At 42.9% G+C, this 12,177-nt stretch carries 13 protein-coding genes; 7 read left to right on the plus strand and 6 right to left on the minus strand.

Annotated features, from left to right (window positions below; translation table 11 throughout):
- The first annotated feature begins 71 nt into the window (after positions 1–71).
- The 3 genes from DCC39_RS10905 to DCC39_RS10915 are packed head-to-tail and all read left to right on the plus strand — an operon-like array spanning position 72 to position 2,608.
- Positions 72–1,061, plus strand: coding sequence for an aliphatic sulfonate ABC transporter substrate-binding protein (locus DCC39_RS10905; protein WP_116554933.1), 990 nt, complete (start codon positions 72–74; stop codon positions 1,059–1,061).
- A gap of 14 nt (positions 1,062–1,075) precedes the next feature.
- A complete protein-coding gene (locus DCC39_RS10910) occupies positions 1,076–1,843 on the plus strand; it encodes an ABC transporter permease subunit (protein ID WP_116554934.1) in 768 nt (255 codons plus the stop codon).
- Positions 1,844–1,861: 18 nt separating this feature from the next.
- Positions 1,862–2,608, plus strand: a complete 747-nt coding sequence (locus tag DCC39_RS10915; protein WP_116554935.1) for an ATP-binding cassette domain-containing protein — start codon at positions 1,862–1,864, stop codon at positions 2,606–2,608.
- Between the two features lie 36 nt (positions 2,609–2,644).
- Here the strand turns inward: DCC39_RS10915 and DCC39_RS10920 are convergent, their stop codons facing one another.
- Complete coding sequence (locus DCC39_RS10920; protein ID WP_116554936.1) at positions 2,645–3,853, minus strand: MFS transporter; 1,209 nt, start codon at positions 3,851–3,853, stop codon at positions 2,645–2,647.
- Positions 3,854–4,011: 158 nt separating this feature from the next.
- Between DCC39_RS10920 and DCC39_RS10925 the strand changes: the two genes are divergently transcribed.
- Complete coding sequence (locus DCC39_RS10925; protein ID WP_116554937.1) at positions 4,012–4,995, plus strand: diaminopimelate dehydrogenase; 984 nt, start codon at positions 4,012–4,014, stop codon at positions 4,993–4,995.
- Positions 4,996–5,037: 42 nt separating this feature from the next.
- Here the strand turns inward: DCC39_RS10925 and DCC39_RS10930 are convergent, their stop codons facing one another.
- Positions 5,038–6,414 carry an alpha/beta hydrolase gene (locus DCC39_RS10930; protein WP_116554938.1) on the minus strand — a complete coding sequence of 459 codons (1,377 nt, stop codon included), beginning with the start codon at positions 6,412–6,414 and terminating at the stop codon, positions 5,038–5,040.
- Between the two features lie 133 nt (positions 6,415–6,547).
- Here DCC39_RS10930 and DCC39_RS10935 point away from each other — a divergent pair, with 133 nt between their 5' ends.
- Positions 6,548–7,654, plus strand: coding sequence for a PRK06851 family protein (locus tag DCC39_RS10935; protein WP_116554939.1), 1,107 nt, complete (start codon positions 6,548–6,550; stop codon positions 7,652–7,654).
- A gap of 47 nt (positions 7,655–7,701) precedes the next feature.
- On the opposite strand, the gene DCC39_RS10940 is transcribed toward DCC39_RS10935, so the two are convergent.
- The 4 genes from DCC39_RS10940 to DCC39_RS10955 form a co-directional block, all read right to left on the minus strand.
- Positions 7,702–8,487 (minus strand): inositol monophosphatase family protein, encoded by a 786-nt coding sequence (locus DCC39_RS10940; protein WP_240613606.1) that lies wholly within the window; start codon positions 8,485–8,487, stop codon positions 7,702–7,704.
- A gap of 31 nt (positions 8,488–8,518) precedes the next feature.
- Positions 8,519–9,190 (minus strand): bacillithiol biosynthesis deacetylase BshB2, encoded by a 672-nt coding sequence (gene bshB2 / locus DCC39_RS10945; RefSeq protein WP_116554940.1) that lies wholly within the window; start codon positions 9,188–9,190, stop codon positions 8,519–8,521.
- 181 nt (positions 9,191–9,371) lie between these two features.
- Positions 9,372–9,716, minus strand: a complete 345-nt coding sequence (locus tag DCC39_RS10950) for a YojF family protein (protein WP_116554941.1) — start codon at positions 9,714–9,716, stop codon at positions 9,372–9,374.
- Between the two features lie 76 nt (positions 9,717–9,792).
- Positions 9,793–11,028 (minus strand): aminopeptidase, encoded by a 1,236-nt coding sequence (locus DCC39_RS10955; RefSeq protein ID WP_116554942.1) that lies wholly within the window; start codon positions 11,026–11,028, stop codon positions 9,793–9,795.
- Positions 11,029–11,089: 61 nt separating this feature from the next.
- Here DCC39_RS10955 and DCC39_RS10960 point away from each other — a divergent pair, with 61 nt between their 5' ends.
- Both DCC39_RS10960 and DCC39_RS10965 read left to right on the plus strand, forming a co-directional pair.
- A complete protein-coding gene (locus tag DCC39_RS10960) occupies positions 11,090–11,275 on the plus strand; it encodes a hypothetical protein (protein WP_116554943.1) in 186 nt (61 codons plus the stop codon).
- Between the two features lie 65 nt (positions 11,276–11,340).
- Positions 11,341–12,165, plus strand: a complete 825-nt coding sequence (locus tag DCC39_RS10965) for an ABC transporter permease (protein WP_116554944.1) — start codon at positions 11,341–11,343, stop codon at positions 12,163–12,165.
- The last annotated feature ends 12 nt before the right edge of the window (positions 12,166–12,177 follow it).

Genomic DNA, 12,177 nt, shown 5'->3' on the forward strand with positions numbered 1-12,177 from the left:
GGGAGTTTGTTTTTTAAAAATATAAATCCAAGTATTTAGATTGGATTAATCATCAAAGAGGAGCGAACATTATGAAAGGCAGATTAAGCTTAGTATCATTTATGGCAGTATTATTCTCTTTTTCTATTATTCTAGGAGGATGCGGGTCGAAAGCCGAATCAAACGCTTCAGATAATAATAAAAAAGATGATGAGAAAACGATAAGCATCGGCTACCAAAAAGGCAATACGCTCAATATTTTAAAAGAAAGCGGCATATTGGAAGAGAAACTTGAAGGTAAAGGATACAATGTCGAATGGAGAGAATTCGTTCAAGGCGGCAAGGTTTTGGAAGCTCTTTATACTGGAAATATTGATTTTGGCCATGCAGCTGATGGGCCTGGAATTTTCGCACAGGCAGGAAACAAGCCATTAGTTTATGTTGGTGCAGATTTGCCAAATCCTGAAGGAGTAGGTGTTCTGGTTCATAAGGATTCCGGTTTCCAATCGGTGGAGGATTTAAAAGGGAAAAAGATTGGTGCTTTGAAAGGCGGAAACCATCATTATTTGGCGATTCTTGCGGTCAAGGATGCAGGTTTGAGCATTGATGATGTGGAATGGGTCTTTTTGGAAGATGCAGCGCAATTGCGTTCAGCTTTTGAAACAAAGAAAATTGATGCCTTGGCAACATATGATCCTTTCTTTGCAAGTGCGGAAATCGACTTGGATACGATCAATCTGACAGAAGGAAAAGATTATGGCTATCCGAATCGAACATTTTACTATGCCAATGTAGATTTTAATAAAGAGCATCCTGAATTGGTAGATCTCGTTTTGAATGCAATCGACGAGTCGGATCAATGGGCGAATAAAAACAAGCCGGAGGTAGTAAAGCTAATTTCAAAAGCACTTGGGATCGATGCAAAAGTAATCGAGCGTGCTACAGATCGGCGTCAATATGCTGTTGAACGGGTCAATCAGGATATGATTGATGCACAACAAAAACAGGCGGATGTTTACTATGAGATCGGCTTGATTCCGGAAAAAGTCGACGTTTCAAAAGACATGCCAATTAATGAATAAAGGGGTGCAGAATAGTGAAGAACAGATTCGCACAACAAATCATCCCTTGGCTACTTCCGATATTATTCTTAACCGGATGGCAAATTGTTTCAGCAAATGAGTGGATTTCAACGCGGCTTATTCCAGCTCCGCTCACGGTAATCAAGAGTTTTTATGAGCTGGCTATATCAGGGGAATTGGCCTACCACATGGAAGGAAGCTTGCTGCGAGCGTTTGTCGGCTTATTGATTGGTGGCGGGATCGGATTCATTTTAGGGATTACGAATGGCTTATCCAAATTGTCATTCTCTTTTACGGATACGTCATTGCAAATGGTGCGCAATATCCCAAACCTGGCCCTAGTTCCTCTTGTCATCATATGGTTCGGGATTGACGAAGCAGCCAAACTCTTCCTCGTTGCAATCGGGGTCATGTTTCCTGTTTATATCAATACGCTCCACGGCATAAAAAATATCGATGCGGGATTTATTGAAATGGGAAAAATGTATGGATTAAAAGGGTGGAAGCTATTCAAAGAAATTTTGCTTCCAGGCGCATTACCCTCCATATTTGTCGGTATCCGATATGCGTTAGGGGTCATGTGGCTGACTTTAATCGTTGCCGAAACAATTGCGACAGAAAGAGGTGTCGGTTATTTGGCTATGACAGCCCAGGAATTTATGCAAACGGATGTCATTATTATTACGATTATCCTTTATGCACTGTTTGGAAAACTGGCGGATATGCTGGCGCGCTGGGGAGAGAGAAGAGCACTGCGCTGGCATAAAAGTTATATTCGTTAATGAATTGGAGGGATATGGATGGGCGAGTCATCCCAGGCAGCAATAAATGAAAAAACTGAGCAAATCAGGCTAGAGCAGATTGAAAAACGTTTTGGCGAACAAACGGTATTGAAAAACTTGTCATTAACGATTGAAAAAGGAGAATTTATTGCGATTGTCGGCAAAAGCGGGAGTGGGAAAAGCACACTTTTGCGATTGGCAGCTGGACTGGATGAGCCAACCACAGGTCAAATTACGTATAACGGAATCCCTTTAAAAGAATCGGATATGAATGCCAAGATGATGTATCAGGATTCAAGGCTTCTTCCATGGAAAACGGTCATAGACAATGTTGGCCTTGGGTTAAAACGTGGTTGGAAGAAGAAAGCTGAACAAACACTTGATCATGTTGGCCTGCTCCCTTTTAAAAATGAGTGGCCATCCAATCTATCTGGTGGGCAGCAGCAGCGTGTGGCCCTTGCCCGTGCATTGATGTATAATCCGACCTTGTTATTGCTGGATGAACCGTTAAGCGCATTGGACGCATTAACCCGCATGGAAATGCAGAATCTGATTGAAAAACTTTGGCTAGAACAGGGCTTCACAGCGCTTCTTGTCACGCATGATGTTCGAGAAGCGATAAAGCTTGGTGATCGAATTATATTGATTGAAGATGGGAAGATCACGCTTGATGTACAAAATACAGCGAAGCGTCCGCGAGCATTCTCAGATACAAAGCTGACATTACTGGAAAAAAATATACTGGATCGAATCATGAGCGCATAAAAAAGTCTCCCATACCGGGAGGCTTTTTGATACAATTTATTCTTTGATTTGTGTTGGTTTGGGTGCGATGTGTACCTGTTGTTTTGCGGAAGAACTTACTTTTCGATAAAAAAGTAAAGCGATGAGTGCAATGATTGATGCGGAGAAGTAAAGCTTCTCATAGCCAAAATGAGTTGCGACGATTCCCAATAAAAAGGAACCCGCAGCAATGCCGCTATCAAAGAATGTAAAGAACGTTGACGTAGCATGGGCACTGCGATCGGTACGGGCGGATTGGATCGCCATCGTTTGAAAACAAGGGACGAGCGTTCCGTAGCCTAAGCCAAGCAACGCACCGGCAAAAAGCAAAAGAAACGCAGAATTAGCCAAACTTAACGCGATTAATCCAGCCGTAAAAAGAATCAGCGAAGGAAAGACGACAATGTTCGGCCCTTTTGCGTCAAACAGACGGCCAACAAATGGTCTTGAGAGCAGCATCACAACAGCAAAAACGACAAAGAAATAGCTGGCGGCTGCCATTAACCCTTTTTGTTGTGCATACACTGAAATAAATGAGAGGACGGTAGAATAACTAAATGCAACTAAAAAACCGACAGATGCAATAGGAAATGCCTTTCGTTCAAATAAGTCATCAAAGGACATTTTCATACTTTTGCTTGCTTGATGATGAACAGAGGAAACCTGAATGGAACTTGAAAAAAGGACGCCTCCAATCATAAGTACGGTAAACACAATAAATAAAACTGTAAATGTTGAAGATTGCAAGAGCGTTAACGCGATAAAAGGCCCGGCTACGACAGCGATGTTATTCGACATCACAAAGTAACCTAAGCCTTCACCTTTCCTTGATATGGGCACAAGATCGGCTGCGATCGATCCCGTCGCGGTTGTTGCGATGCTGAACCAAAGCCCATGAAAGAAGCGAAGGGCAAGAAGCAAGTAAAACTCTGTAAGCCATATATAAAGAACGGTCGATAGGAGAAAGAAAATCAAACAAATAATCAATACTTTTTTCTTTCCGAAAACGTCTAATATCTTTCCTGACAAAGGGCGTATAAGTATTGCAGACAATAAAAAAACAGTGACAACAAGTCCTGCATCTGAGCCCGATCTTTGTAGATTGTCAACGACGTAAATTGGCAATGTCGTCAAGAGTGCGTAAAAGATTAAAAAAATAAAAAAATTGGTGATCGTAATCCCAATAAAGTTCTTCGTCCATATTGGATCTTTTCTATGATTCGTCATGATGAAACTTCCTTTCTACTCGCCGCACCTGAATATTATAACATAGTTTGCCTACCTATGATTAAGAATTTCATTGCGAAGAAAACCAAAAAAAGTTAACATGTAAAGTGCAAATCTTCGACGAAATTTTTATTAAATAAAATATAGGAGGGACTCATTTGGAAGATAGAATCAATGTTGGCATTGTCGGTTACGGTAACTTGGGAAAAGGGGTTTTGTCTGCGATAAGCCAAAATCCCGATATGAAGGCAGTAGCTGTCTTTACAAGAAGGGATCCTGGTACATTAACGATTGTAAACGATGTGAAAGCTGAACACATCTCGAATATCGAGCATTATAAAAATAAGATCGATGTGATGATTCTTTGTGGCGGTTCAGCAACCGATTTACCCGAACAAGGGCCAAGCATCGCAAAACTCTTCAACACGATTGACAGTTATGATACGCATGCAAAAATTCCGGAATATTTCGAGGCGGTGAACGAATCGGCGAAAGCGAGCGGAAAAACGAGCATTATTTCTGTAGGATGGGATCCAGGTTTGTTTTCTCTTAATCGCATGTTTATGGAAGCCGTCCTTCCTGAAGGCAAAACGTATACATTTTGGGGAAAGGGCCTAAGCCAAGGGCACTCTGACGCTGTCAGAAGAGTCGAAGGCGTGAAGGCTGGTGTACAATACACCATTCCAATTGAGGAAGCGATGGAACGGGTAAGAAATGGAGAAAATCCTGAATTATCAACAGCGGAAAAGCACTTCCGTGATTGCTATGTCGTCGCGGAAGAAGGGGCAGATAAGGAAAAAATCGAGAGAGATATTAAAACAATGCCTAACTATTTCGCAGATTACGAAACAAAAGTAACATTTATCACTGAAGAGGAGTTAAAGAAAAACCACTCAAACATGCCTCATGGAGGTGTGGTGATCCATAGCGGCAAAACGGGTGATGGGAATAAGCAAAATATTGAATTCTCACTTGCGCTTGAAAGCAACCCGGAATTTACGGCGAGCGTCCTCGTTGCTTATGCGAGAGCCGCATACCGCATGAGCAAAGAAGGGCAAGCAGGCGCAAAAACGGTTTACGATGTACCGCCCGGATACGTATCCATCAAATCGGCTGAACAATTAAGAAAAGAATTGCTGTAACATCAATGAGCAACCGAATCGAAAGGGACGGTTGCTCTTATTTCATTTCAATGGATCGTAATCACGCAGTTTTGACGTGAATTTCAACCCATAGCGTTTATCGGCCACAACGTCGGGATCTAAAATCTCATCCCCTTCAGGCACTTTCCCTTCCTCAACCCATTTATCAAGGTCCAGTAACGCTTGAATTTCTTCTTGAGACGTAAATTTGCAATGGCCGACTCCCCGAATCGCTCTTGAGACTAACAAGTTGGATTTTCCGTGTTTGATTGCTCTCTTTTTGTAAATTTGTTCCATAGAGAATGGGACGTACAAGTCGCCGAGTGTATGAAGAGTTACAGTCGGAACCCGTAAATTCCCAGTGACTTTTGGAATTTTTGAGAACCCGCTGCGATTTTTGGCCAGGGGGTTATGGGACACGCGAAGTACACTGTCGTTAAACGTTTGCTCCTCTTTGGACATTTCTGGATTGTAATCTAGTTGATAAATCATATTTGTTGTATCAATGATATTGCCTGGCGCTACCTCGAAGTACGGGTTTTTAGGAAACTGTTGAAGCAACAAATCGTTGAATCGATGGCGATAGGCAAGATCGAATAATGGGCGTTTTCCACCTGATAGGTTTTCAGTAACGACGCTTAATTTCGCACCTGCTGTTGTGAGTTCTTTAAACACGGTGGCGCCTGTATATGGCTCTTTCGTTACACCGTTTCCCAACTTTTCCCGCAGTTTAGGCAAGACTACCTTATCATATTCACCATCTGCAGGAAATTGTTGGTTTTCTTTTCTGATTCCGGCAAGGGCTTGGGCAGCGAGCCCGTGTGCTGTAAAGAAATTAAAAAGCTCAATATCGCCCATCACGCCGCACATTGGAACCGCTCCATCTACATTCACATATTGCTCTGCATAAACGCCTGCAATATGTCCACCCATCGAATGGCCCATGATGTAAGTGCGTCTAGGTATCCCTACATGGTTACGGAATAATCTATTCAACGCATGAGTATCTTTTATACCTGTTTCTACATCATACCTGTTTGTACTGTAGCTGGAAGCGGCCCAGGCATATCCTTCCTGAAGGAGCTCTTTTCGAAATGGCGGCTCAGTGATTGTAAGCTTTGAACTTGTTCCCCGGTAGCCATGGGCGTATAAGACAAGCTTGCCGTTCCATTTTTTAGGGACTTCAATCCAATAGCCTGCACCATTTTCAATTCCCCTAAAGATTTCGCTGTCCTCAAATCCTTTTAAATGTTTAAGTGAATGCATTTGCATCATATCGACGAAGTAAGTTTGGTCCGTCTCTTCGCTAGAAACAGGTTTAAACGTTTCTATCTCATCGTTTTGCCCGTTCGTATTAGGGAAAGTAGGGCTTATCAAAAAAATTGCTGCAATCATAGCATGAATGATTCCTTGAACCATAAAGATCCTCCAGTCCTGAATCCGGCTTCGGGCCTCTGAACATTTTTTTAATGGGTGTTCACCCATCATTTTTTTACGCATAAAGTAAGTTGTAGAAGGAAAATCGATTTCGCACACAAAGGATGTGTTTTGGGTGAAAGGAAAAATAACGAATTATTTTGCCGGCGGAAATACATCGGTTGGTTTTTACAGTTTATTTTCCTCCAACTTGAATGATCTTAAACGCCTTTTCATTCTAAAAGGAGGGCCGGGAACGGGCAAATCTTTTTTAATTAAAACCATTGGAAAAGAATGGGTGAATCGGGGCTATGACATTGAATATATGTACTGCTCTTCTGATAAAGAGTCGGTTGACGGTGTCATTATACAAAAGTTAAAAACCGGCATCGTGGACGGAACAAATCCGCATGTCATCGAACCACGGTTCCCTGGTGTGATTGACGACTATGTAAATTTGGGGGTTGCATGGGATGCAGAAAAGTTAAGAAAAAACAAAGAGGATATTATAGATCATACAGAGCAAGTGAGTGCGGCATTCAAGTCCGCTTATGAAGCATTTGGCGATGCACTTATTTTTCATAACGAGAGAAAAAAGCGGTTGAGCCCTTATATCGATCGAAAGAAGATGGAAGTGTTAGTGAATGAACTCATAGCGACTTTTTTTAAAGAAAAAAAGGAGTCGGCAAAACCTCACATCAAGCATCGTTTCCACGGAGCGAATACGCCGACAGGGACGGTAGATTTTATCAGTGAACTAACGAGTGATGTGGGAAACCGCTATCTTTTAAAAGGGCGGCCAGGCGTTGGAAAATCAACGCTGCTAAAATCACTTGCTTCTGCTGCCGAGAACCGAGGCTTTGACACGGAAATCTACCACTGTGAATTCGAGCCTGAACGTGTTGATCTTCTCGTTGTAAAGGAATTAGACCTTGCAATTTTTGACAGCACGCCGCCGCATGAGTATGCCCCGGAACGAAAAAACGATAAAGTGATTGACTTGGAATCGGAAGTTCTTGTTTCCGATGTGAGTGAAAAAGACAGCTTTAAGATTCAAATAGCAGAGGAACAATTTGCCGCAAAAATGAAAGAAGGCTTAGGCGCGTTGGCGCATGCGAAAGCACTTCGTGATACGTTGGAAGGGTACTATATACATGCAATGGACTTTACAATCACAGGGCAAATAAGAAAAGAAATCGACGATGAGATCAAACAGATTGCAAAAGAAAAAGGCAATAAGTGAGAATGTTCTCTCCTTATTGCCTTTTTTCTTATAGGGGATAGCCTCCATTACGTGATTGGTTTCACTTTGTTTAGAAGTGCTTCAAGCTGCGGAAAAATCATTTTATTTCCAGCAAGGACAAAGTTGCCTTTTTTCTGCTTGATCCGTTTTGTTTCGCCGCCTGCTTCTTCAACGATTAAAAGTCCTGCTTCAATATCCCATGCGTTCAACTTAAATTCCCAATAGCCGTCAAATCGCCCGGCGGCTACTTGGCAAAGGTCGATGGCCGCGCTGCCTGTACGGCGGATCCCTGCAATATTTAAAATGACGCCGTTAAAGTAATCGACGTTGTTAAGAGGGTCTGTTGCCCGATCATAAGGAAAGCCGGTGGAAATGACCGCTTTCTTTAGTTTATCGATTGATGAAACGGAAATGCGCTTCCCGTTAAGAAATGCACCGCTTCCTTTTATGGCTTCATAAAATTCATCCAGCATCGGAACGTAAACGAGTCCGACGACCGTCTCATTTTTATGTTTCACTGCAACAGAGATGCAAAAGAGCGGAAATCCGTGTGCATAGTTGACGGTTCCGTCAATTGGATCGATCACCCATTCATATTCGGCGTTGCCATCGTAATTTCCGCTTTCTTCGGTTAAAAGGCGATGTGTCGGATAGGCTTTTTGGATTTTATGGATCAGGAAATTTTCAGTCCAAATATCAACCTCAGTCACAGGATCGATTTCCGAAGATTTCGTCGTAATTTTTTTCGGCTCATGTAACCGTTTGATTTGTACTTCGCCGGCTTTACGCATCCATTTTTTCATTTTGTTAGCCATTTCACGCCATTCCTTCACGTTAACGCCCTCCCGCCACTAAACAATCTGCTTAGTCTGGCCACCTGTATGTCCAAAAACGCTCTGTCCGAATGCGCTTCATTACTTGCTCATCTTCCATTCCGCGCTTCAACGCTCTGCCTTGCATAAAGGCGCCAAATTGTGAGCGGTGGGATTGAATGGCTAAAATTTTCTCCTCAGCGACTGCACTCACATCGCGCAAAATATCCGGCTCGCCGATTTCTTTTTCACAGCCGTTAGAGAAAGCGACACAGTGGACAACAGGGCGCTTCTCCTTCGGCATCCGGCCGACCGCATGTATGACCGCGGCACCGCATGCATCGTGATCGGGATGGACACTGTAGCCCGGATAAAATGTAATAATTAATGATGGCTGAAGTTCATCAATGGCCGAGTTGAATCGGTCGGCAAGTTCATCGATGTCTTCGAATTCAACCGTTTTATCCCGAAGGCCAAACAAGCGCAAATCTTTAATGCCCATCACTTTGCAAGCATGTTCAAGTTCTTTTTTTCTGATTGCCGGAAGTGTTTCCCGATTCGCAAATGGCGGACTGCCCATGTTTCGCCCCATTTCACCGAGTGTACAGCAAATATATGTAACAGGCGTTCCGTTTTTTGTATGCGTCAAAATCGTTCCCGACACCCCAAATGCTTCATCATCAGGATGAGGAAAAATAACGAGAACGTGTTTTTCTTTTTCCATTTGTTTCTCTCTCCCTTCTTGTCCTGTAATGTATGAATTCCTCTGACCTTAGATCTCCTAAGAAAGTATAAACTTGATCCTTCGCAAATTTAAACCAATCTGGCTTCTGACCTCTGACAAAGACACGCCAGCGTTTTTTCTTAAAAAGGGATATTGATTGATCATAAACTATGCGGATTTGCTAGAATGGTTCTTCGCTGAGCTCCAAGGCGACAGCAAGCTTGCCGTCACTGTTGTGTCCGGCGAGTAAGAGACGGCCTTTGCCATCAATTTCCCAATCCGTTAGCCCCTCAGCATACACCCAGCCGTTTTCCATTTTTAAACCAACGCGATACGGTCCATTTCCAGTGATTTTTCCTCTTGTATATTGAATTTTCGCATTGCGGATAAAGCCTCCTGCATTCAAAAACGTAGTGTCGTAGTGGGAAGCATAGGCGCCGTTCGTTGTTTCAAGATGGATGTATAATTCTTTGCCGCAAAGCTGCTCTACCGCTTTTTGCACTTCACGTGGTTCAATTGGTTGCATGTTTTCTCCCCCTCTCTAATTGCTATCTTTATTTTAACGCAAAAACGCCTTTCGATTAACTTGGGAGCTTCGGGAGCTATTGAACCGCCCAATTCCCTTGCCTAAAAATTGGTTCTCTCGTTCCGTCGGCTTTCTCGCCGTCAATATCAAGCTGATCAGAACCGATCATGAAATCAACGTGTACGATGCTTGAATTTGCTCCATGTTCACTCAGTTCTTTTTTCGACATTGTTTTGCCGCCTTCCAGGCAAAACGCATAAGCACTTCCAATCGCAACATGCGAAGAAGCATTTTCGTCAAATAGTGTATTGTAAAAAATAAGATTTGTTTTTGAAATCGGCGAATCATGGGGCACAAGCGCGACTTCTCCTAAATAGCGCGAACCTTCATCTGTTTCAATTAATCGTTTTAACGTTTCATAGCCTTTCTTTGCGGAAAAATCAACAATTTTCCCATTTTCAAATGTAAAGGAAAAGCCATCGATAATCGTACCGCCATAGTTTAATGGTTTCGTGCTTGTGACGGTACCGTTCACGCCATCTTTTTTCGGGGTGGTGAATACTTCTTCTGTCGGCATATTGGGGACAAAGGGAATCCCTTTTTCACTTTTTCCGCCTCCGCCAACCCAAATGTGTTTTTCAGGCAATTCAATCGTAAGCGCTGTTCCCGGAGCTTTATAGTGCAGTTTTTTATACTTTTTCCCGTTTAAAAATTCAACTTTTTGTTGAAGGTTTGCCTGGTGGTCTCGCCATGCCTCAACAGGGTCTTCGGTGTCAACTCTTGTTGCTTTCATAATCGCTTCCCATAGTTTTTCAACTTGTTCTGCTTCGCCCACATTTGGAAAAACTTTTTCCGCCCATTCCTTCGTCGGATAGGCAACGATCGTCCAGCTTACTTTATCAGACTGGATATATTGCCTGAATTTCTCCATTGCTTCGCCGGCTGTACGCTGTGCCGTGGCAACGCGTTCTGGATCAACGTCTTTCAAAAGCTCGGGGTTTGGTGCAAGGATTGACATGATCGCTGCACCATTTTCGACCATTTCTTCGTAGCCTTTTGCTTTCCAGAGCGGATATTCTTTGAACGCTTCGTCAGGTGCATGATCATATTTGACTTTCGAAAAGTCGTCGTCGTTCCACTCCACATGCACATTGCCGGCACCTGCTGCAAAAGCGGCTTTTGTTACCTTTAGGACAAGGTCTTTTGCGATAATTGGGGCGTTGATCACGAGAAGCTGCCCTTTTTGGATGTTCACGCCTGTTTTTACCGCGAGTTCAGCATACTTTTCAAGCTGGCTTCCATCAATACTCATACGAAAAACTCCTTATCTGTTCATTAGATTTTACCTATATTGTAACAATTGTAGCCTATCTTTGAAACAAATCCCGCAATTAACGTTTTTTCATGATATTGCCGGAAATATCGCATCAGCCATTTCAATAGACCAATCCGTACGAATGTTGAATGGCGTTATCGATGTTGTCGTATGGTCATTTCTTGCAATTCTTCTCGGTTTCGAGAGTCTTTTTTTGATCCCGCTGCCTGCATCTGAAATCTGACTTCTGTTTTTCACCCATCTAGGCGTCTTTGAATAAGATGCATTACAAAAGGTGGTGCAAAGCATATGGAAGAAGCGAAAACAACGCAATTTGACAAAAGCCCTGAGGAAGTCGAACAGGAAGAATGGCAAAAGCAGCGGCTGAAGCAAAGGCTGAAACAAGTACTTACGATTGCATCCCCAATATTTATTCTGCTTTTATGGGAATTTTTATCTCGTACAGAGCTTATCGATTCCCGCTTTTTTCCACCGCCGACAGCAATCATCGGAACATTTTTTGACATGATATTAAATGGTACACTCTTTGATCATTTAGGGATTAGTTTGGTTCGGATTTTTGGGGGGTTCCTGCTTGGCGTTGTCCCGGGCATCGTTTTAGGCCTGTTGATGGGAATGTATTCGCCGTTTAAGCATTTTTTTCAACCGTTAGTCATGGCGCTTATGCCAATTCCTACCATTGCCTTGCTTCCGATCATCATTATTATTTTTGGAATTGGCGAGACATCGAAACTCGTCACGATTGCCGGGAGTGTGTTTTTTCCAGTTGTCATTAATACAGCGGCAGGCGTAATGAATATTGACCGGATCTATATTGATGTCGCCAAAAACTACGGGGCAAATCCGAAAGACTTTTTTTTCAAAATTGCACTCCCAGGGTCTCTTCCAGTTATGCTTGAAGGTATCCAAATGGGGCAGGCCATTGCGCTTCTGACGATTGTTGCCGCCGAAATGATGGGCGCCCATCAAGGGATTGGTTATTTAATTTGGACATCGTACAAAGCCTTTTCCTTAACAGAAATGTATGTCGGCCTCATCCTCATTTCGTTCTTCGGCTACTTTTTCTCACTATTGCTCAGATGGCTGCAGACAAAGCTTCTGCCTTGGAAATGATGGAAGGAGGAA

It is taken from the genome of Pueribacillus theae, assembly GCF_003097615.1.
In the GTDB taxonomy this organism is placed as follows: Bacteria; Bacillota; Bacilli; order Bacillales; family UBA6769; genus Pueribacillus; species Pueribacillus theae.